Source organism: Sphingobacterium shayense (assembly GCF_013179575.1).
Classification (GTDB): Bacteria; Bacteroidota; Bacteroidia; order Sphingobacteriales; family Sphingobacteriaceae; genus Sphingobacterium; species Sphingobacterium shayense.
In genome coordinates, this window is sequence record NZ_JABMCQ010000002.1 from 60,725 (window position 1) to 83,290 (window position 22,566).

At 39.4% G+C, this 22,566-nt stretch carries 20 protein-coding genes; 11 read left to right on the forward strand and 9 right to left on the reverse strand.

The genetic code is table 11. The features are described 5' to 3' along the window. Positions 1–11 precede the first annotated feature (11 nt). From HP439_RS00715 to HP439_RS00750, 8 genes are all read left to right on the forward strand, one after another. Positions 12–1,175, forward strand: a complete 1,164-nt coding sequence (locus HP439_RS00715) for a THUMP domain-containing class I SAM-dependent RNA methyltransferase (protein ID WP_172388444.1) — start codon at positions 12–14, stop codon at positions 1,173–1,175. 1 nt (position 1,176) lies between these two features. Further along, entirely contained in the window at positions 1,177–1,824 is a 648-nt protein-coding gene (locus HP439_RS00720; protein WP_172388415.1) for an HD domain-containing protein, read from the forward strand. Between the two features lie 113 nt (positions 1,825–1,937). Then, a complete protein-coding gene (locus HP439_RS00725; RefSeq protein ID WP_172388416.1) occupies positions 1,938–2,705 on the forward strand; it encodes a glycerophosphodiester phosphodiesterase family protein in 768 nt (255 codons plus the stop codon). Positions 2,706–2,715: 10 nt separating this feature from the next. Continuing rightward, positions 2,716–3,549 carry an endonuclease/exonuclease/phosphatase family protein gene (locus HP439_RS00730; protein ID WP_172388417.1) on the forward strand — a complete coding sequence of 278 codons (834 nt, stop codon included), beginning with the start codon at positions 2,716–2,718 and terminating at the stop codon, positions 3,547–3,549. Between the two features lie 49 nt (positions 3,550–3,598). Continuing rightward, complete coding sequence (locus HP439_RS00735; RefSeq protein WP_172388418.1) at positions 3,599–4,396, forward strand: DUF4197 family protein; 798 nt, start codon at positions 3,599–3,601, stop codon at positions 4,394–4,396. 173 nt (positions 4,397–4,569) lie between these two features. Beyond that, a complete protein-coding gene (gene pepT, locus HP439_RS00740; RefSeq protein ID WP_172388419.1) occupies positions 4,570–5,835 on the forward strand; it encodes a peptidase T in 1,266 nt (421 codons plus the stop codon). Positions 5,836–5,859: 24 nt separating this feature from the next. Next, positions 5,860–6,423 carry a nitroreductase family protein gene (locus tag HP439_RS00745; protein WP_172388420.1) on the forward strand — a complete coding sequence of 188 codons (564 nt, stop codon included), beginning with the start codon at positions 5,860–5,862 and terminating at the stop codon, positions 6,421–6,423. Between the two features lie 35 nt (positions 6,424–6,458). Further along, positions 6,459–6,902: a copper resistance protein NlpE gene (locus HP439_RS00750; protein ID WP_172388422.1), complete on the forward strand. Its 444-nt coding sequence runs from the start codon at positions 6,459–6,461 to the stop codon at positions 6,900–6,902. A gap of 79 nt (positions 6,903–6,981) precedes the next feature. Here the strand turns inward: HP439_RS00750 and HP439_RS00755 are convergent, their stop codons facing one another. Beyond that, complete coding sequence (locus tag HP439_RS00755; RefSeq protein WP_172388424.1) at positions 6,982–7,977, reverse strand: acyltransferase; 996 nt, start codon at positions 7,975–7,977, stop codon at positions 6,982–6,984. Between the two features lie 206 nt (positions 7,978–8,183). Here HP439_RS00755 and HP439_RS00760 point away from each other — a divergent pair, with 206 nt between their 5' ends. Both HP439_RS00760 and HP439_RS00765 read left to right on the forward strand, forming a co-directional pair. Continuing rightward, positions 8,184–8,972: a hypothetical protein gene (locus HP439_RS00760; RefSeq protein WP_172388426.1), complete on the forward strand. Its 789-nt coding sequence runs from the start codon at positions 8,184–8,186 to the stop codon at positions 8,970–8,972. A 2-nt stretch (positions 8,973–8,974) separates the two neighbouring features. After that, positions 8,975–10,081, forward strand: a complete 1,107-nt coding sequence (locus HP439_RS00765) for a toxic anion resistance protein (protein ID WP_172388427.1) — start codon at positions 8,975–8,977, stop codon at positions 10,079–10,081. A gap of 69 nt (positions 10,082–10,150) precedes the next feature. Here HP439_RS00765 and HP439_RS00770 read toward each other — a convergent pair whose 3' ends face one another. The 3 genes from HP439_RS00770 to HP439_RS00780 all read right to left on the reverse strand — a co-directional run bounded on the left by HP439_RS00770 (position 10,151) and on the right by HP439_RS00780 (position 12,772). Then, positions 10,151–10,684 carry a fumarate hydratase gene (locus HP439_RS00770; RefSeq protein WP_172388429.1) on the reverse strand — a complete coding sequence of 178 codons (534 nt, stop codon included), beginning with the start codon at positions 10,682–10,684 and terminating at the stop codon, positions 10,151–10,153. Positions 10,685–10,688: 4 nt separating this feature from the next. Beyond that, positions 10,689–12,086: a class II fumarate hydratase gene (fumC, locus tag HP439_RS00775; RefSeq protein WP_172388430.1), complete on the reverse strand. Its 1,398-nt coding sequence runs from the start codon at positions 12,084–12,086 to the stop codon at positions 10,689–10,691. A 113-nt stretch (positions 12,087–12,199) separates the two neighbouring features. After that, complete coding sequence (locus HP439_RS00780; RefSeq protein ID WP_172388431.1) at positions 12,200–12,772, reverse strand: hypothetical protein; 573 nt, start codon at positions 12,770–12,772, stop codon at positions 12,200–12,202. A gap of 137 nt (positions 12,773–12,909) precedes the next feature. On the opposite strand from HP439_RS00780, the gene HP439_RS00785 reads away from it, so the two are divergent. After that, positions 12,910–14,529 (forward strand): S41 family peptidase, encoded by a 1,620-nt coding sequence (locus HP439_RS00785; RefSeq protein ID WP_172388432.1) that lies wholly within the window; start codon positions 12,910–12,912, stop codon positions 14,527–14,529. A 281-nt stretch (positions 14,530–14,810) separates the two neighbouring features. Here the strand turns inward: HP439_RS00785 and HP439_RS00790 are convergent, their stop codons facing one another. From HP439_RS00790 to uvrA, 5 genes are all read right to left on the reverse strand, one after another. Further along, entirely contained in the window at positions 14,811–15,944 is a 1,134-nt protein-coding gene (locus HP439_RS00790; protein WP_172388433.1) for an endonuclease/exonuclease/phosphatase family protein, read from the reverse strand. A 4-nt stretch (positions 15,945–15,948) separates the two neighbouring features. Then, the gene (locus tag HP439_RS00795) at positions 15,949–16,824 is read right to left on the reverse strand and encodes a rhomboid family intramembrane serine protease (RefSeq protein ID WP_172388434.1); all 876 of its coding nucleotides are present in this window, start codon (positions 16,822–16,824) and stop codon (positions 15,949–15,951) included. Between the two features lie 140 nt (positions 16,825–16,964). Next, complete coding sequence (locus tag HP439_RS00800; RefSeq protein ID WP_172388435.1) at positions 16,965–17,675, reverse strand: rhomboid family intramembrane serine protease; 711 nt, start codon at positions 17,673–17,675, stop codon at positions 16,965–16,967. Between the two features lie 13 nt (positions 17,676–17,688). Beyond that, on the reverse strand, positions 17,689–19,572 hold the full coding sequence (gene mutL / locus HP439_RS00805; RefSeq protein WP_172388436.1) for a DNA mismatch repair endonuclease MutL: 1,884 nt from the start codon (positions 19,570–19,572) through the stop codon (positions 17,689–17,691). 101 nt (positions 19,573–19,673) lie between these two features. Next, the gene (uvrA, locus tag HP439_RS00810) at positions 19,674–22,523 is read right to left on the reverse strand and encodes an excinuclease ABC subunit UvrA (protein ID WP_172388437.1); all 2,850 of its coding nucleotides are present in this window, start codon (positions 22,521–22,523) and stop codon (positions 19,674–19,676) included. Between the last annotated feature and the right edge of the window lie 43 nt (positions 22,524–22,566).

The window sequence follows — 22,566 nt, forward strand, 5'->3', positions numbered from 1 at the left end:
GGAAAAATATGATGGAAGTTTTCAACACCCCCCGTAAGGTTATCATTACCTGTAACAGACGTCTATCTCCTTTTTTAGAGCAGGAGGTAAAAGATCTTGGTTTTAATGTTGTACGTTTATTTAACACTGGTTTAGAGTTAAAAGTATCTGTTAATGACTGTATTAAACTGAATTTGAATCTTCGTGTTGCGAGTCAAGTATTGTACGAGATTAAATCGTTTAAAGCAGCCGATGCAAATGAGCTTTATAAAAATTTAGTAATGATTCCATGGGAGGAACTTTTGCCTTTCGATGGCTATTTTTCGGTGACTTCTAATGTACATAACGAAACTATAACAACTCCTTTGTTTGCAAACGTCAAAGTTAAGGATGCGATTGTTGATCGGATTAAAGAAAAAAAGGGAGTGCGTCCGAACACCGGACCGGAACTTAATCGTGCTGTCGTTCATTTACATTGGATGGAAGACCGGGCAGAAATATTTCTTGATACTTCGGGAGAGACACTAGCCAAACACGGGTATCGGAAACATCCGGGAAAGGCCCCAATGTTGGAGGCACTAGCTACCTCAACGATTTTGGCTACAAAATGGGATGGAAAGAGCCCGTTTGTAAATCCGATGTGTGGATCTGGTACACTTGCGATTGAGGCAGCGCTGATTGCGCAAAATCGGAGGCCAGGACTTCAACGTATGAATTATTCCTTCATGCATTTTATCGGTTATAACGAAGAGGTGTTTTTTGAAGAGAGGCGTGTACTAAAAGAAATTACGGATAAGACCAACTTGCCCGAAATTATTGCTTCTGATATCTCTGAAGAAGCGATTGATATTTCAATACAGAATGCGAAGACAGCTGGAGTTGAACATTTAATTACCTTTGAAACTTGTGATTTTGCAAATACGAGTATACCTGATAGCCCAGGCGTTATTATGTTTAACCCAGAATACGGTGAACGCTTAGGTGTGCATAACAAACTCGAAGTGACATATAAACGTATTGGCGATTTTTTAAAGCAAGATTGTAAAGAATATCGTGGCTATATATTTACGGGAAACCCGGACCTTGCAAAGAAAATTGGCTTACGGGCTTCTCGCCGTTTCGAATTCTTCAATGGTAAACTAGACTGTAGATTGTTACAATACGAATTGTACGACGGGTCAAAAGACCGTACTTAATATGCAACATTTAATCGATCAAACGGCTGCTTTTGTGCGCGCTCGTTTAGAAGGTGCTGAATCAGGTCATGACTGGTGGCACATTGAACGGGTTTGGAATAACACTAGGCTTATTCTGGAAACTGAAGATGCTGATGCTGTGGTTTGTGAGCTTACGGCTTTGTTACATGACATAGCTGATAGTAAATTTCACAATGGCGATGAAAGTATTGGGCCGCGTATAGCGGGCGAGTTTCTAGAGAGCATAGGAGTAAAGCCCGTTATTATCGAACATGTTCAAAATATAATATTGAACATGTCTTACAAAGCCTCATTAGGTGACGTCATATTTAATTCTAAAGAACTAGAAGTCGTTCAAGATGCTGATCGGCTGGACGCTATGGGGGCAATTGGTATTGCTCGTGCTTTTAATTATGGGGGATTTAAAAACCGTGAAATTTATAACCCTACAATTCCTCCCGAAACTCAATTGGACAAGGAACAATATAAAAGTTCCACAGCGCCGACTATTAATCATTTTTACGAAAAATTATTGCTGTTGAGAGATAAAATGAATACCTCCACAGGTAAGCGTATCGCAGCAAAACGCCATGAGTATATGGAATCATTTTTGCAACAATTCTATAACGAATGGGACGGCAGATTGTAATTTAATATTATGTTAATCCATTTTTGGTATATTCGTTACGTAAAATCAACCCGAATATATCAAGAAGCTCCGGTTTATGGAAATAGACGGTAATAAATTATAACTGCAGTAAAATGAAAAACAAAACACTTGTTATGCTTACGCTGTTGTCGGCGGTAAGTTTCGCATCTTTTGCTCAAACGCAAATTATTGCTCATCGTGGTGTATGGAAAAATACGAATCTGCCACAGAACTCAATCGCGTCGTTGAACGCTGCTGTTGAACAGAAACTATGGGGGTCAGAATTCGATGTGCATTTGACAAAAGACGATGTGTTGGTGATTAACCACGATAACGATTTTTATGGTATTGATATTGCGACATCGACCTATGAAGAGTTATTAACAAAGAAGCATCCTAATGGAGAGAAAATCCCTACGCTTACGGAATATTTGAAAGAAGGTCTTAAACAAAAAGACGTGAAATTGGTATTGGAGCTGAAAACCAATAAACTTGGAACGGAACGAACTTTAAAGGCTGCGGATCTTGCAATCGCGACAGTCAAAGAGCTCAAAGCGAAAAACGCTGTAGAATATATCGCGTTTAGTTACGATGCTTGTGTACGTCTACGAGAACTCGACAAAAAAGCAAAGATTCATTACTTAAATGGTGACAAAAGTCCGAAAGAATTGAAAGACGCTAAATTTGATGGTTTTGATTATAATCTCTCCGTTTTGAAGAAACATCCTACTTGGATTAAAGAAGCGAAAGATCTTAAATTGAAAACGAATGTTTGGACTGTAAATACAGAAGCTGATATGATTTTTTTCTTAGGAGAGAACGTTGATTATATTACAACCGATCAACCTGAACTGTTACGCACTGTAAAAGAAAAAAAGTAAGCTATTTAACATGAAAAAGATATTAGTAGCGATTATACTGACTTTAGGGTTCATCGGCGTTCGTGCACAAGAGTTAAGGGTTGCGACATTTAATATTCGTATGAAAACAGATGCTGACACGGGGAATCTTTGGGATGACCGGAAATCGGCGGTTACCGGCCTGATTAAATTTCATGAATTTGAAATTTTTGGTGTGCAGGAAGCTTTTCGTGAACAAATTGATGATATGAAGGGATTTTTACCCGAATTTTCTTATGTTGGTGTAGGCCGTGACGATGGTGCAAAAAAAGGAGAGCACTCAGCGATATTCTTTAATACAAAGCGGTTTAAAGCAATTAAAAATGGGACGTTTTGGCTTTCGGCAACTGATACAGAGCAACCTAATAAGGGTTGGGATGCGGCACTTCCACGGATCTGTACATGGGGCGTTTTTCAGGATTTAGAAAATGGCAAACAGTTTATTTTTATGAATACTCATTTTGATCATGTGGGAATCGAGGCTCGTCGAGAGAGTGCGAAGCTTATCTTGAATAAAGCGACTGAATTTGCGAAAGGTTTGCCATTGATCCTCACGGGGGACTTTAATATCGATGAAAACAATGACGCCTATTTCACATTGGCCAAAAGCGGCGTTGTTAAGGATATCTATGATCTTGCGACAATTGTATATGAACCAAACTCGAGTTTTAATGCTTGGGGTAAACGAATCGAACAACGTGGACGTATAGATCATATATTTATCACCAAGCCATTCAAGGTTCATAAATATGGAATATTGACAGATACTTATATGGGTAAATTTCCTTCCGATCACTTCCCTGTGATAGGTGTGTTAGAATGGTAATTGTGGAATGACGATTGAACGAACAAAGGGGTTGTTGAAATTAAATATAGTGAAAAAAAGGGGTTTAATATATTATTTTCTCGGGATTTTGTTGATGAGCGCTCTAAATACCCAGGCTCAAATAGATTCAAAATTAAAGGGTGCATTGGAAAGGTTGTCTCCTATTACTAATGATAATATAACAACGCAAAAGCAAGGAACAACTGTAGCTAACGCCGGACAGATTTCACAACTAGAGGCGAAAAATGCCCTAAAACAAGCGTTAAGCAATGGGCTACAAGCTAGCGTAAAATCCTTGGCTGTTCAAGATGGATTTCTTGGCGATGCGACAGTAAAGATTCTAATGCCAGAGGAAGCGCAGAGGGTTGAAAAGACATTGCGTGCTGTTGGTATGGGAAGTCTCTGTGATCAGTTTATCTCGAGTATGAACAGAGCGGCCGAGACTGCTGTGAGTGAGGCAGGAAATGTATTTTTGAATTCACTTTCCACAATGTCGATCTCCGATGTATATACTATTTTATTAAGCGGAGAGAAAAACGCAGCGACAAACTACTTTAAAACGAACACTATCGAAGAATTGACAGGGAAATTTAGTCCAATTGTTGAATCTGCGATGGGGACTAATAATGTAACAAATTATTGGGAACAATTGTCTATAGCGTATAATAAGCTGCCTTTAGTGAAAAAGGTGGAGCCGAATCTTACCTCATACGTAACAGGAAAAGCAATTGACGGTCTTTTTGTCAAAGTAGCTGATCAAGAATTGAAGATAAGAAATAATTTTGGAGGGGCTCGCTCAACAGAGTTGCTGTCAAAGGTATTTGGTTGGGCTGATGCTCAAAAGTAGGGTGTAGCTTGCATCTCATACTAGACTACTTTTTAAAGTGTCATTACAAAGAGCAAAAGGCAATCCTTTTGCTCTTTTAAATATCGAAATGGGTCAAAGAACTGTCTATTTTACTGATTTTTGCGGTTATTGAAGGCAATCTTCCTATTTTTGGGCGATTAAAGTGAATAAACATGTCTGATAACTATATTAATAGTCTTAAAGAATACAAAGTTCTTGAACGATTTTTACGCTACGTCAAGATTGATACGGAGTCTGATCCTTATTCCGCATCATTTCCATCTACTCAGAAACAGAAGGATTTGAGTCGTATTCTTGTTCAGGAGTTGTTAGAAATGGGAATTGAAGATGCTCACTTGGACGAGTTTGGATATGTGTATGCAACAATCCCATCGAACACGGAAAAGAAAAATGTTCCCGTAATTTGCTTTTGTTCTCACGTGGATACTTCTCCAGATTGTTCGGGAAGAAATGTAAAACCAATTGTTCATCATAACTATCAAGGAGATGACATTATATTACCCGAAGATACAAGCGTTGTCATTCGTATGAGCGAACATCTAGACCTACGCGATCAGATAGGTGCTGATTTGGTTACTGCAAGTGGCACCACGCTTCTGGGGGCGGATGACAAAGCAGGTGTTTCGGAGATCATGGAAGCTACACGGATTCTCTTGAGTAACCCGCAGATCAAGCATGGCGAAACCAAGATCCTTTTCACGCCGGATGAAGAGATTGGTCAGGGGGTAAAACACGTAGATATAAAAAAGTTGGGTGCTCAATTTGCATATACAATGGACGGCGAGAAGGCTGGTACGATTGAAGATGAAACCTTTTCGGCTGACGGAGTGCAGGTGATTATAAAAGGAGTCTCTGTACATCCAGGTTTTGCTCATGGTAAAATGGTAAGTGCTATAAAAGCAGCTTCTGCCATTATTAATAACCTGCCAAAGGGAAGACTTTCTCCTGAAACCACAAGAGCGAAGGAAGGATTCGTACATCCTACACAACTGTCAGGGGGAGTGGATCGTGCCGTTATTGAATTTATTGTTCGCGATCATCAAACGGAAAAATTAAATCAACACGAAAAGGAATTACGTTCAATCATTGAACAGGCACTAGAAGACTTTCCGGGAACCAGTTATGAATTTAAAGTCACCGAGCAGTATCGTAATATGAAAGAAATACTAGATCTTCACCCTCAAATTATGGATATTGGACTTGAAGCAATTAGCAGGGTAGGGCTTTCTGCAGAACGTCGAAGCATACGTGGTGGTACCGACGGGTCACGCCTCTCGTTCATGGGGCTTCCGTGTCCTAATGTGTTTACAGGAGGTCACGCCTTTCATGGAAAGATGGAGTGGATAAGTAAACAGGATATGGAAAAGGCAGTTATGACGATTTTACATATCGTGAACATTTGGGAGGAAAGAGCTTAGTTATTTATTATAAACAATCATTATATGTCAAACGAAATATTAAAAGCGATACAGTATAGAAGAACGGTAAATCAAGCAAGTTTCACAGAACAACCGGTTAGCAAAGATGATATCACGCTTATTTTGGAGGCTGCGAATGCGGCACCTACACATAAACGTACACAACCATGGCGTTTTGTTGTTTTTCAGAACAAAGGGCTCCAAAGATTAGGTGATGAACTGAGCCGGCTTTACAAAGAAATTACCCCAGTTGAAAAATATAGCGAGCTGGCTGAACAAAATATGGCAAAGAAAGCGACAATGTCTAATGTCGCAATAGCTATTATTGTCAATTACTCGGGGGATTTGCCGGAATGGGAGGAATTAGCAGCTACCTCGTGCGCGGTACAAAATTTATGGCTGGCAGCACATTCATTAAATATTGGAGGGTACTGGGCAACTCCTGGGCTTATAAATCACCTTGATTCATTTTTGGAATTGGAAGCAAACCAAAAATGCATTGGATTGTTCTATATGGGGCACCATGATGGTGAACTACGTGAGCCTGTGCGCACACCAATCGCAGAAAAGGTGCGTTGGGAAGATTAGATCACAGGAACTTTATTATAAAAACATCAATTATTATGAAATTTTTATTGCCATTATTTGCATTCTCTGTATGCTTATTTTCATGCGGACAGCCAACCACATCTGACAAAGTAGAATCTCCGGTTTTGGATACAATGGCTCCTGAAGTCGATTCAGAGCACACTTCTGAGAACTCTTTAGATTGGGCGGGTACATATGAAACTACACTTCCTTGTGCGGATTGTCCCGGTATAAAAAGTATAATAACTCTTAACAACGATAGCAGCTTTTCGATTAGTAATGAATATCTCGAGCGGAACACAATAAATAAAGATAGTGGTAAGTTCATGTGGCACGAAAATGGTTCTGTGGTACACTTGAGTTCCGAAAATACAAACGTTAAACTGAAAGTTGGCGAGAATAAATTAATTCATCTCGACACGGATGGGAATGAGATAGTAAGCGAACTTGCCGATATGTACGTTTATAAAAAACAATAATATCTGAAATTGGTGATATTAAAAAAGCGTTCATTAAATTTCTATGGACGCTTTTTTAACGTCAAGATTTCGAACATGCTTAACCGGTAAGATATTTTCCCCCCGGAAGTTTGCGTATAATTACACAAAAGAATAAACATAAAGCTAAAGTAGAGAGCGTTGCGACTGGAATTTTCCAAATTACAGGCAGCGTGACGAGTGGGTGGATAGCATTCAAAATAATGATATGGACAAGGTAGATTCCAAAGCTGTGGCTGTCGATTTCTAGTAGCCATCTTGGCAACGGTTTTTGGATGATCGCCTTGAACAGAAGAAAGACAGCGGCCGCGAGGATTGCGTTGTTTATTCCTAGGTATCCGTAAAAGGTAGGCGTATATTTGCTGAAGTTAATACTCAGATTTAAAGTTCCCCAAGTATTTAATGTCCCTATCGCTATCGCTAAAACTAGATAGAACCACCACGGTCCGTTAAATTCGGTTTTGGCTAAAAAGTATCCGAGAAATAAATATCCCATATATCCAGAGAAAGTAGTTAAATCGATGGTGGGTAAATATTTATTAAACTCTTTATTCATTACGAGTAATGACGCTGCCCACAATAATATAAATAGGATAATTTCATTTTGGCTAGCTTGATGTACAATCATCCGAAGAAAAGGAATCGCAAGATAAAGTCCGACAATCATATATAAAAACCAAAGATGCGCACTAGAACCGTGCATTATTTTTTGAATACTAGTATCTATTACTTGCGAAAGAGGAAGCACGCTGAAGGGCGTGTAACGATAGAAATGATAGATCAAATATATTAATGTCCATATGACAAAAGGAATAAAAATCTTAACCAACCTTCTCTTGTAAAAAACCAGTAGATTTTCTTTCTTGGCTAATAACAAAGCTCCTGAAATCATTACAAAAAGAGGAATGCTAAATCGGGAAAAACTGTTTAATACGTTCGCGTAATTCCAATTGAAGCTTGCAGATTCGAAATGGTTGAGATAACCGGTTGACGCATGAATTAGAATAACCATAAAGGTCGCTAAAACGCGTAGTGCCGAAATATAGTGTATTGGCATAGGTTGCATGTTTTAAAGGTAATGAAAAGGAAACAACTTTTGCTCCATTACATGGACCTTCTGTAACTGTGTTTTTTACTTGGGGTAGCTGTCTAGATTATTTCTTTGTGGCAAAGACATGTCAAAATACCGTTATTTTGAAGCCTACATAGAATAACATTAATGAAGGCTATGATGTAAATGGTAAAAAATATTTAAATTGCATCATGGGATTTGCTACAAAAAAAACAAAACGTTGGGAGCTGCAGAAACTAACATGGACATTTATATCCATTGTTATGTTTGTACCGTTGCCGGTACACCTATTTCCCTTTGTGATGTTATCCCAGGCAAAAAAGAGTAAGATTAAATCTTGGTATGCTTCGGGAATAGTGTTGCTACTGATAGAATTGGCTCTCTTTGGATCCTTCGTATACTACTTTGGCGCCTTCTCGACAGGGATGCTACTTACCTTAGTAGGTTCTGTTACTTCGTATGTTATAGGAAATGGTTTGCTTTTAAATAGAGCCAAACCGTATTTGCAACGATTGGAACTTGGCGAGGTTCGCACGTTAGCGTGGATTCCGACAGCTTCTTCGCGGAATCGACTTCAAGTTCTTCCACAGGCCACACTTGATACACCACAATTATTTATAGAACGGCTACTTCATTGGCGTAAAGAAATCAATAATCAATCTATTCATCAAAATATCGATAAAATTATTCATCTCTTTCAGTTGCTGGAAAAAAATGACAAGCAAGAAGCGGAAAAATTTCTTGTTCGTCATTCTACAGTGGTGAATGTCCTCATGAAGTATGATGAAATAGAGAATTCAAAGCTGTACAATAATGTCACCTCCGAATCGATGCGTAAACTTGAAAATGTAATTTCCAAGGCCGCAGTTGCAATAGAGCAGGAGGTGACTAATCAGTTTAAAATGGGGATACTTGATGTGTCTGCTGAGACTGATGTTTATATCCAAACATTAAAAAATAGAAACCTTTTAAAAGAATAAATATGGCTAACCTAGACTTGACAACATTTGATGATAATCAAGGTGATAAAAATAAAGCGCTTGATGTAAATTTTACTCAAGAGGAAAAGAATATTATTCAACAATATAAAGATAAAATTAACCTAACCTCCACCACCGACGTTATTCAATTCGGCGTCGGGAGCCAGACAAAAGTTAGCAACTTTTCGAATGAAATTCTTAAGCAGGTTCGTACACGCGATATGGGAGGAGCCGAAGATATATTGCTGAATCTCCGTTCGGATATCAAATCCTTTGATGAAAATCTCAATAAAAAACCTTTGATCCCGTTTTTTGACAATATGAAGAAAAAACTTAAGCGGATGAGGACGGAATATCAATCTGTGGAAACAAACATTCATCAGATTGAGCTTAAGATGGAAGGGCATTACAAGAACCTAGCAAAAGATGTAAATATCTTCGATAAATTGTTTACGGAGAATCAGAACTATTTCAAAGAACTTTCGCTATATATAGCCGCAGGTGAACAAAAGTTAGAAGAAGCTCATTCAACAACTCTACCTCAGTTAAAGGCAGATGCCGAGGAATCGGGCGATCAACATAAAATTCAATCCTATAAGGATATGGAGCAACATGTCGTCCGCTTTGAACGAAAAGTTCATGACTTGAAATTAACCCGGATGGTTGTGCTCCAGACTGCTCCACAAATCCGCCTTATACAAAACAATAGTTCAGCTTTAATGGAGAAAATACAGTCTTCATTAGTAAACACCATACCTTTATGGAAAAATCAAATGGTGTTAACCCTTGGTATTGCTCACTCCCAACGTGCTCTTGAGGCGCAGAAAGCTGTCACTGACGCGACGAATGAACTTCTTCGACGTAATTCGGAAATGCTGAAAGAGTCGACCATCAAAGTGGCAAAAGAAACGGAACGAGGCATTGTAGATATAGAAACTATTAAAAAAGCGAACCAAGATATTGTTTCGACTATCGATTCAGTGTTGCAAATACAGCGTGAGGGGCGTGAAAAACGTAAAGTAGTTGAGCAAGAGCTACTGCAGGCTGAGACAGAATTGAAGACACACACGCTTAAGTCCGCGAGCGACGAAAATAAGCTGATTAACTAAATAAAAACGGGCTCTCATTAATCTGAAAGCCCGTTTTGTTAACAGGACGAAAGTCAAACAAAAATCAATTTAATCTTCCCATCGCCGTTTTGGTATGCAAGAGATCGCTTGGACTTTCCGTAAAACGATTGGACGTTGATCATAGCGACTCTCCAAAACAAGGGAATCGTCATCGTGATAAGCAATCCTGTATCTGGGTAGGTACGTTCCTGTTTTATAGCAACCTGAAGCTTTGTATTTTCCGTTTGGTTTGGTGTATACCCCTTCTCCAATTAAGCTATCACCACGAATAACATACACGCCTTTCGCATATTCCGTCCATTGACCGTTATTGTAACAGGAATCTGGAATACGTTGGGTCTTGGCATGGACATCCATTGTTGTGTACACGGAGTCACAAATAAATTTAAACTTGTGTAAAGAATAGTCCAGCATCTGTGCTTGATGCGGGATGCTATCTTGTACCCAAATACCTTGTAAGTACTGTGCGCCTTCAGTTTGCATCTCAGAATGTCGTACACAGGCATTGGTGAGAAAGAGCACGCCTACCAAAACAGATAGACATGTCTTTGTTAATATATTTGTCTTTGATAATACTATCACTTGACTATTTTAAGCTGCCGACCATCTCTTCTGGTTTCACCCACTCATCGAATTCTTCAGCGGTAACATAACCTAACTCAATAGCTGTTTCTTTTAAAGTTGAGTTGTTTTTATGTGCTGTTTGCGCAATTTCAGCGGCTTTATAATAACCGATTTTTGTGTTTAATGCGGTAACTAACATCAATGAATTGTCAACTAGTTCTTTAATTCGTTTGTGATTTGGTTCAATCCCTTCTGCACAATGATCATTGAAAGAGATACAGGCATCACCAATAAGACGGGCAGATTGTAAAAAATTTGCCGCCATCATTGGTTTGAAAACGTTCAGCTCATAATGACCCTGTGTACCGCCAATAGTGATTGCGACATCGTTACCCATAACCTGAGCTGCAACCATGGTTAAAGCCTCACACTGCGTAGGGTTAACCTTTCCAGGCATGATTGATGATCCTGGTTCATTTTCAGGGATAATTATCTCTCCAATCCCAGAGCGCGGACCAGATGCGAGCATACGGATGTCGTTTGCAATTTTATTTAAAGAAACAGCAAGTTGTTTTAAAGCACCATGCGATTCAACGATAGCATCATGAGCAGCTAACGCTTCGAACTTATTTTCAGCAGTAATAAACGGAAGCCCTGTAAATGCAGCAATGTGTTTCGCGACAGTCACATCATATCCGCTAGGCGTATTTAAACCGGTTCCAACAGCTGTTCCTCCTAAAGCAAGTTCTGAAAGGTGAGCTAGTGTGTTTCTTACCGCTTTTAAGCCGTAATTCAGTTGAGCGACGTAACCGGATAATTCTTGACCTAAAGTAAGCGGTGTTGCATCCATGAGATGGGTACGACCAATTTTTACAACATTCATAAATTCTTTCGATTTACGTTGTAAAGTGTCGCGTAGTTTCTCGACACCAGGGAGTGTTACTTCCACGACCGACTTATAAGCCGCAATGTGCATTCCTGTAGGGAAGGTGTCGTTTGAAGACTGGGACTTATTAACATCGTCATTTGCTTTCAATACCGGTTCGCCTTCGCCAATTTTGTTGCCAGCTAAGACTTGAGCGCGGTTTGCAATCACTTCGTTAACATTCATGTTTGACTGTGTCCCTGAACCTGTTTGCCAGATTACGAGGGGGAACTGATCGTCTAGTTTGCCAGCTAGAATCTCATCACAGACCGCAGCAATAGCATCACGTTTTTCTACCGGTAGCACACCTAATTCATGATTTGCATAAGCAGCAGCTTTTTTCAAATAAGCGAAACCTTCAATAATTTCTTTTGGCATTGATGCGCCAGGACCAATTTTAAAGTTGTTGCGCGAACGCTCGGTTTGTGCTCCCCAGTATTTATCAGCAGGAACTTGAACCTCGCCCATCGTGTCTTTTTCTATTCTGAATGACATAATTTAACGTATTTATTCGAATTACAAAGGTAATGAAAATATAACAGATAGGTAGCTAAAATCACGTTATCTACAATGAAACGAGCGACTTTTCCGCTTTGTGTTTCCTAAGTTTACCCGCTACCCAATCGGTTGTTAACATGCTTTTCAATATGATGGTAAAGTTGTTTTGGCTTTAGTGTACGCCATGGAAATTCATTGAGCTGTCCTCCGAAATGTATATAATAATCGATTCCTAGCGATTTAAATTCTTCGATGACATGCTCTCGGAAATTCAGCCCAACGATCCAGCCCTCACTCGTGTCTTCAAACCATTCTTCATAATAAGAGTCGTCAGAGCCATGAAAATTCAAAACATTTTCCCCGATTAAAAGAAATTTATCTATTCCTTCAATGGTCATCACGTCTATCAGCTCTCTTTTAAACACCATGATATCGTTATTGATAGCATCATTCCATTCGCCGATAAGCTCAATAACCGTAAATCTTCTATCGTAATCGACAAATAGCACTTTTAAATAGAGCGTTGGCGAACCGAATTCATCCCACTGCGGATGCAGAAGGAAATTATAGATCTGTTTATCGAATTCAAATTCATTATATATCGTCCCATAAAAAGGGGATCGTTCGTCGTCCGCAGCGATATAATCGTCGCGCCAATTGTAATAAGGTTCAATCTCGTGCACGTTTATCTATTTATAACTCAAATATTACCAAAATTTTATACACTTTGATGTCTTTGATTATTTTTTGTACAAATACATTGTTAACTTAACAGTTATTAATTGGTGAAAACATCTTAATTTTACACCAGCTATTATAAATGCAAAAAGGTACTAAACGAAATATTTTTGTCGCTGCGACATATGCGGCAGTGCTATTACTTGGAATATTGCTGGGACAAAACTATGTGGATGAGCAGGGAAGTAAGCCAGGGAATAGCCTGGTGCCAATTGGTTTGTCAAATAACAGTTGGAAAATTCAACAGATGATAGATCTAATAGCAGATACATACGTGGACAGTGTAAATATAGACTCTGTACAAAATGGAGCTATAAATCATATTATCTCGCATTTAGATCCTTATTCCAGTTATCTAGTACCCAATGAAGCCCAACGTCAAACGGAAATACTTGAGGGGACTTTTGAGGGAATAGGTATGGAATATTTTAATTTAAACGACTCGTTGGTTATTGTGTCTCTGATAAATGGAGGACCAGCAGATAAAGCTGGCTTTCGAGTAGGTGATAAGCTTCTGAAAATAGCAGATACCGCAGTTGCCGGTGTAAATGTGTCGCGCGAACGAGTTGAAAAATTGATTAGAGGTCGAAGAGGGACATCTTTGGACATTCATATTGCTAGAGATGGGCAGGAGTTAAATAGACCAATTCGCGTCATTCGTGATCAAGTTACCGTAAGTTCGATAGACGTAGCCTACATTATTCGACCTGGTGTTGGTTACTTAAAGATCAGGCGGTTTGGGATTAATACTGCGGAAGAATTCAAACGGGCAATAATTGAATTAAAAAAGCAGGGTGCCTCGAAGCTGGTGTTAGATTTGCGAGATAATGGTGGCGGGTACTTCCACATCGCGATTAAGATCGCAGGTGAATTTTTTAACGATAGTCGATTAATTGTTTATACTGAGGGAGCACATGAAGAACGTCACGAATACTACGGAGACGAATCTGGAGAATTCACAGACGGTACGGTCGTTATATTAATTAATGAGAATACTGCATCGGCCAGCGAAATTGTTGCTGGAGCGATACAGGATTGGGATCGCGGCGTAATTATAGGCCGACGTTCATATGGAAAGGGAATTGTACAAGAGCAGTATGACTTTTCTGATGGCTCATCTGTGAATCTTAGTATTGCCCGCTATTTTACACCTTTAGGGAGGAGCATTCAAAAGAAATATTCCCCCAACTGGTCAAATATGCATGATTACTCAAGTATGTATAATGGATTGTGGGCACTGGACACTCTTTATGAACATGGTAAAACTTTTAAGACACGCGCCGGTAAAATGGTTTATAGTGGTGGCGGAATATTACCCGATATTCATGTTGCTCAAGATTCAAATGAACTCAGTTTGTTCTATCAGGATTTAATACAATATAGTTTTATTGAGCAATTTGTCTATTCGCGGTTTACGCAGAAATTGCCAGCATATTCTATTGAAAATTTTTTACAAGGATATCATCTTCCTGATAACGAATTTCGCGCATTCGTGGACTTTGTGCGCGCAGAGGGGTTTATATTAAATAATCAAAAGAGTAGGCAATTGCGGGAATTAATCGAGTCGGATATTGAGGCCCTAGTAGGGCGATATTATTTTGGTAGAGAAGCATATTTTAAAGTGAAGAATCGCGACGATAAGTTTGTGAAAGAGTCGTTGGAATATATTAAAAAGGTGGACAGTCAATTGATTAGCCCCTAGCAGTAACTATAACCCCAGAAGCACGTTGTAAAAGAAAGAATTAGTCAGTTATTGGAAACAGGTTGACTTATTTACAGGTTGAGGCAGGGGCTAGGTTAGCGATTAAGTGCTTACTATCTGCACTTCGCCAATAGTTATTTAATTAATCTTCTGAATTAAGAAAGAGAGAAACTTGCATATTTGTCAATAGCTCTGATCGGAAATCTCTAAAAATCAATCAAAACAGGTTTGTAACTAACAAAGAATATCCTTGAGATTAAAAGTATAGATTCTAAAAGGGTTTAGTCCGTCGAAGTATCCCAATTTGTTAGATGTATATCTGACCAAACAGGATAATGATCCGATAATTTTTCTTTTATTATTTTATATTTCTCAACATTAAACTTTTTGCTGCAGAAGATATAGTCAATTTGGAGTATCGGTAACATCTCATAATGAGTCACACCCCAACCGCGTCCTTTTTCGTCGAAGGTGTTTTTAAGATTTTTACCAATTAGGTTGACACTATACGACATCGGAGTATCGTTGAAATCACCCATTACGATAACAGGATGTCGTGTCGTATCGATATGCTCACGGAGAGCTAACGCCTGTTTACCTCGGCGTTCAAATGCAAGTTTTAATTTTCGTCCTAATTTCTTTGTGGTTTGCTCGTCGCCTGGGACAGTCGATGGATTTTGAATGAATGCTTTGTCTTCAGACTGAAGTCCGAAAGAACGAAGGTGTACGTTGTAGACACGTACAGTATCTCGACCCTTAACGATATCGGCAAATATAATACGGTTGATTCCAAACTCGTTTTTGGTAATTACACCGGAATAGACAATAGGGTATTTAGAGAAGATAATCTGTCCATAACCCTCGTGTTCACTCTGCATAGCGGGTTCAAATATGAATTCTTTGAAATTACCTTGTTCTAATATTTGATCCGTAAACTGTTTTGTACCCTTAATTTTGCTGAAATATTCCTGTATGGTAAGTAAGTCTGGTTGCACTTCTTCTATAAGTTTAGCAACTTGAGTTTTGATATCGTTTGTCGTTTTGCCCTTTACTTTACTAAACAAGTGAGCGTTGAAGGTCATTACTCGTAGGGCTCCGTCGGTTTTTGTTATTTCGTCACTTTTAGCACGTATACCCAGATGCTGGCTCAGCAAATTCCATCCTAACAAGATAGGAATAATCGTAAATAGTGCGACTTTAGGGCGTCGCAGCAGCCAGTATAAAACGAAAGTTACATTTATGATTAGGATAGGAAGATAACCTAGGCCGAGAAAAGCTAATGGCCAAAAAGTCTGCGGATTGATAATAGTTGCCGCATAACTCATAAGTAACAACAAGACGGCAACTATATTGACAAGGAATATCGTTTTGCTGAATAAGCCAAGATCTTTTTTTAGAAGATTTTTTTTTAGCATGCCGTTATTTTTCGCTCTTACTCGCCTTGAATAAAACTTCTTTTTCCTGTGAAGATAAGCTTTCATAACCTCCAACTGAAATTTTATCTAATATTTCATCAATTTCGGATTGGTTTGGAAGGTCTGAATCATTTCTATAAACATGGGGGGAATGGTTGGCCGGCCTCTTATGTACAACTTTGAGTTTTGATCTTTTGAATAATTTTAGGATGTTACTGAAGTCTCTCCCTTGCTTCAGATTTATCATATAAATCACTCCCCATACAGCTGATAATAGAAAAGCGAGTGCAGAGGGTCTGTCGCCAATGGCCATGAAGATGAGCTCAATACAGATGTAAACGATCGCAATGACTTTGATTGATACATTGCCGAATAAAAACAATCGTACTTCGGACTGTGGAACAAGAGTCGCTGTGGCTGCAACTACGGCGCCTAACGCAAATGATCCCGTATTGATAAAACTTGATTGAAAGCCGTTTAATACAGGTATGAAACCGAAAGTAAGATAAGCAATACCGCCTATAATTAAACTACTGCAGTATACATAAAGGAATTGCTTCTTGTTAAGGAAAACCATAAATGTATTACCCATCCAAAACAGCCATAAGCAATCAAAAAGTAGTGAGAACAGACCTGTGTATAAGAAGGGAAATGTAAATAGCGACCATGGTTGACGCAAGAAATCATTAAATGAAAGAGGTAGACTTAAAAGACGAACCGTATAGTCATACAGCGACAAGTTTATGATACCAACATCTTGAAGGAGGTCAAAAACGTGGATAAGCACAAATATGAAAACCTGCGCGGTAATGATAAAAGGTATCGGTGAGTCGCTTTTATAAGTGTCTCGCCAAAAAGTCTTTAAAACGCTCTCTTTCATCGATTATTTTATTTTTCTCTATTTTCCAGATCATCAATTATACGACATATTTTGCTTTTCTCTGTGGTATAGGAATTAAAAACCTTATACCATTCTAACATGTGAAATGCACTTAATGTTCTTTTTAGTAGTAAGTTCCGTTAAATTCCTTTTCTAATCTTCCATGTTTTAAGTAATATAAATGCAAACAGTGCTCCTCCGACATGGGCAAGATGGGCGATAGACCCCCCTCCGTTAGAGAATCCTAGGTATATTTCTATTAGAATTAATATAGGAATAAAAATCTTCGCTTTGACAGGTACGGGAATAAAGAATAGAAAAAGGGGCATATTAGGGAAAAGGTATGCGAAAGCTAGGAGTAATCCATATATAGCGCCAGAAGCGCCAACTAACGGAGTCCCATATATTGATGCTAACGTCGAAAATTGTTCCTGAGTAACTTGTAGATCTGATGTTACTCTATTGTTTATCATATCAAAATTTAACAAGTCCGAAGCTTTAATTGTACCTGCAATTTGGTGTACTTCGAATGCTTGAATACCGTATTGTAAAATAAGGGCGCCAATTCCACAGATAAGGTAAAAATTTAAAAATCGCTTAGAGCCCAACATATGTTCAATGATTGGACCAAACATGACTAGTGAAAACATGTTAAAGAAAATATGGCTGAAACCTCCATGCATAAACATATAGGTAATGATCTGCCATATATGAAAAAATGGCGAGTCAGGGTAGTAAACACCAAAAAAGCGTGTGGATTGGTCGAAAATGGCGGAACCAATAAAACACAGGACGTTTATGATGAGTAGATTTTTTACTACTGGTGTTAAATTTGAAAATAGGTTATTCATTGTTTTTGCTCGTTTAACGTTCGTTTTTATTAAATCGCTCAGATAACTCCTGAAGCGTTATAGTGATGATAATGGGCTTACCATGTATTGATATGCTCGGAGATTCAGTCGCGAACAGCTTATCAAATAGTTCACCCATCTCTTGATTATTCAAAGGTGTTCCAGGTTTGATGGCGGCATTTTTCGCCAAGCTTCTTGCTAAGTTCTCTCGTTTATCTAATTGTAAAGCATCTTTATTGTTCTTAAAGTCCTCTAATAGTTGCTCTAGTATGGTTGTTTCATTTATTCCCGTGCCTAGATCAGCGGGGATACCATCGACTATAAAGGTAGATTTCCCTAAGGCTCGTAGTTGGAAGCCTAATGTCTGTATTTCCGGCAGTATTTCTTCCATTAAAGCAAAATCCGAAGCACTAAGTTCGACGGTTTGGGGAAAGAGACTCTGTTGGCTGCTACCTTGGTTGTTTTCGAGTTGTTCTCTGTATTGTGCAAACAAGATGCGCTCATGAGCAGCTTGTTGATCGATCATCATAAAGCCCGAATGTATCTGGGAAACGATGAACCTATTGTGAAGCTGGAAAAATTGCTTTTTTGACTCTTGGGTTGTTTTTCCTTCTTCAGGCGTCGATGCCCTGTCGTTTAATTCTTCAGAGTTATCGTGGATCAGGGAGAGCTGCTCTGGCGTAGAGTGCTGGGATATCTGATATAATGTATCCCAGTTTTTAGGCATACCGGCCTTTTTCTCCAATCCAGCGGCGTAATCGGAAGAGCGCGATGAAGTCTTTCGGTCTTCGAATGGATTGAAATTTGGGTTAAAATTTATGGTCGGTGCTTGAATCTCATCGATGGGTTTTGTCGTTATAAAGTTGCTAAAGCTCGTTTCTTGGTCGAAATCTAGCGTGGGGGTAATGTTGTAGCGACCGAGCGATCGCTTAACAGCTGATCGAAGGATGGCATAAATAGATTTGTCATCTACATATTTTATTTCCGTCTTAGTAGGATGTACATTAATGTCGATTTTTGATGGATCAATATCAATTGATAGTACGTACAAAGGATAAGTTTCTGCGGGAAGTATTTCTTCGTACGCATCCATAACAGCATGGTTCAAATAGGGATCTTTAATGAAGCGGTTATTGACGAAGAAAAACTGTTCTCCTCGTGTTTTTTTTGCATATTCGGGTTTACCTATAAAACCGTGTAATGTTATGATCGAAGTCTCTTCTTCAATCGGTACCAGACGCTGATTATAGCTATTTCCGAAAATGTGGACTATACGTTGTTTAAGGGTTTCTGCAGGGAGATGGAATAATTCATTTCCATCACTGTGTAATGTTAAAAATATTTCCGGATGAGCTAAAGCAATGCGCTGAAATTCATCGATAATATGGCGCATTTCCACTGCGTTGCTTTTTAGAAAGTTACGTCTGGCAGGAATATTGTAAAATAAATTTTTAACACTTATACTCGTTCCGTTTGGTACCCCTTCAGGATACTGCTTTGCTAGTTTGGAGCCCTCGATTTCAACAACGCTTCCAAGCTCATCTTCGATTCGTTTCGTTTTCATCTCGACCTGCGCAATAGCAGCGATAGAAGCCATTGCTTCACCTCGAAATCCCATTGTACGGATGGCAAAAAGATCCTCTGCTTTACGTATTTTAGAAGTAGCATGCCTTTCGAAGCAATTTCGTGCGTCTGTAACACTCATGCCACAACCATTGTCGATAACTTGGATTAAAGACTTGCCTGCATCTTTAACAATAAGCTTTATTTTATCCGCTCCTGCATCGATTGCGTTTTCAATAAGTTCTTTTACTGCAGAAGCAGGGCGTTGAACGACTTCTCCTGCAGCTATTTGGTTCGCGACCGAATCCGGTAACAACTGAATAATATCTGACATACGAGAACAAAGTTACAAAAATGAGAGGTGATTCTATAGTGATTTGGTGGTTTCAAAGGGGCCATAATAGATCCTTTTAAAAAAATTAAAAATGGAGAAGATTATTCCATCTCCATTTTTAAGAAACGGGCGGTTTCGCTTACTGAATTTTTAATAAGCTCTTCTGGGGTGCCGGCAAACATTAACTCGCCACCACCATTTCCACCTTCGGGACCCATGTCAACTACCCAGTCCGCTGTCTTTATTACATCTAAGTTATGTTCAATAATGAGAACCGTGTTGCCCCGTTCTACTAATCGGTCAATAACACCAAGCAAGACGTTAACGTCTTCAAAGTGTAACCCAGTTGTCGGTTCGTCTAAAATATAAAACGTGTTTCCGGTGTCTTTTTTAGAAAGTTCCGTGGCGAGTTTTACGCGTTGAGCTTCCCCGCCGGAGAGGGTCGTTGACGACTGTCCTAGCGTGATGTATCCAAGCCCTACATCATGCAGCGTCTTAATTTTTCTATAGATAGATGGAATGTTTTCAAAGAAATCTACCGCCTCGTCAATTGTCATATCCAGTACGTCAGAAATTGATTTACCGCGATAACGCACTTCTAAAGTCTCCCGATTGTAGCGTTTTCCCTGACAGGTCTCACAGGGCACCTGTACATCCGGGAGAAAGTTCATTTCTATAATTTTCATTCCGGCCCCTTGACATGTTTCACAACGACCGCCTTTAACGTTAAACGAAAAACGGCCGGGCTTATACCCTCTAATTTTGGCCTCGGGTAATTGAACAAAAAGTGTACGGATATCGGAGAAAACACCGGTGTAAGTAGAAGGATTCGACCGAGGGGTTCGCCCTATGGGACTCTGGTCAATTTCAATGACTTTATCAATATGAGAAAGGCCATCGATACTTTTGTAGGGCATCGGTATGCCTTTCGCGCGGAAGAAGTGTCTATTTAAAATAGGGTATAACGTGCCTGTAATGAGGCTGGATTTGCCCGATCCAGAGACTCCTGTGACAAGAATAAGCGAGCCTAGTGGAAAGTCTACATCGACATTTTTTAAGTTATTGCCTGTGGCTCCTTTAAGCGATAATGTTTGTCCATTTCCGACCCTGCGACGACTAGGGATTGGCACTTCGCGCTGTCCATTTAAATATTGAGCGGTTAAGGAGTCCGAGCGCATGATTTCCAATGGAGTCCCTTGGGCCACAATTTTTCCTCCGTTCACCCCGGCCTCCGGTCCCATATCTATTACATGGTCCGCATTTAAAATCATATCTTTATCATGTTCCACGACAAGAACAGAGTTCCCTATATCACGTAGGTTTTTCAGGGAACTTATTAACCGTTCGTTGTCTCGTTGATGTAAACCAATGCTAGGTTCATCGAGAATGTAGAGTACGTTGACGAGTTGAGATCCAATTTGAGTAGCGAGACGTATCCGTTGGGCTTCACCCCCAGAAAGTGTTTTGGAAGATCTATCTAAGGTTAAATAACTTAAGCCAACATCTAATAGAAAGCCAAGTCTCGTACGAATTTCCTTTAGAATTTCAGCAGCAATAGTATTTTGCCGTTGATTTAAGCGGCTTTCAATTCCTTCAAACCACATGTAAAGTGCGCTGACATCCATACTTGCCAGTTCGGAGATGTTCTTATGGTCGATTTTGAAATGTAGAGATTCTTTTTTTAAACGAGCACCGTTACATGTCGGACATTTTACTTTAGTACGGAAGTCATCAAGCTGTGGCGACTCGTCCGACCCTCTACCGTTTAATTCTTCGAGCATTTTAAATATACCTTCAAATTGCACTTTGTATTCCCGCGCGCCGTAGCTTCCATACGAGATCGTAAGATGAATTGGTTCTATATCGCCAAAAAGCAAAATATCGACTTGTGCATCAGTAAGTTTTTCTATGGGCGTCGTCAATGAGAAATCTAGCCTTTTTGCGACCGCCTTTACAACCTGAAATGTCCAAGACTCACGAGATGGTCCTAGAGGTAGTATAGCTCCTTTTTGTATGCTTAAACTTTTATCTGGAATCACAAAAGTTTTGTCAATTTCAAAGATATAACCTAATCCATCACATTTTTGGCAAGCTCCGTAAGGTGAGTTGAATGAAAATGAATTTGGCTGCGGTTCGTCATATGAAATACCGGAAACAGCATCCATTAGGTAACGGCTAAAAAAGTGCTCGCGGCCGTCTTTGTTCGCTATCTTTATAATTCCTTTGGAGGTTTTCATCGCCTGCATAACAGAGGTATAAAGGCGTTTAGATTCATCTTTAGAAGTGTAGAGCCGGTCGACTACTGTTTCAATGTCGTGTATTTTGTAGCGGTCAACCTGCATTTTTGGTACTAAATCAATTATCTCGCCATCAACACGTACTTTTGTATAGCCTTGTTTTCTGATTTGTTCGAAAAGCTCCCTGTAATGTCCTTTTCTTCCTTTTACTACAGGCGCAAGAATATAGATGGGTTCGCCATCAAATTCTTCGATGATTTTTTCTACGATCTGTTCCTCAGACATACGTTGCATCAGCTCTCCAGTCTGGTAGGAGAATGCATCTGCTGCACGCGCATAGAGTAATCGCAAGAAATCGTATATTTCAGTAATAGTACCGACTGTAGAGCGGGGGTTTTTGTTCGTGGTTTTCTGTTCTATAGAGATAACAGGGCTAAGCCCCGAAATTTTGTCTACGTCGGGACGCTCCATTCCGCCTAAAAACTGACGGCTATACGCAGAGAAGGTCTCCATGTAGCGGCGTTGCCCTTCTGCATATATTGTGTCGAACGCTAGAGAAGATTTTCCACTGCCACTTAACCCGGTAATAACTACCAATTCATTGCGTGGAAAGGCGACATCGATATTGCGTAGGTTGTGCACGCGTGCGCCAAATACTTCAATTTCGTTTTGTTCACCTAAATCTATATGGTTCTGCTGCTTTAAGGAATCCATGTGTTTGTGTTCTGAATTTTGCAAGATACAAAGTTACAGATTT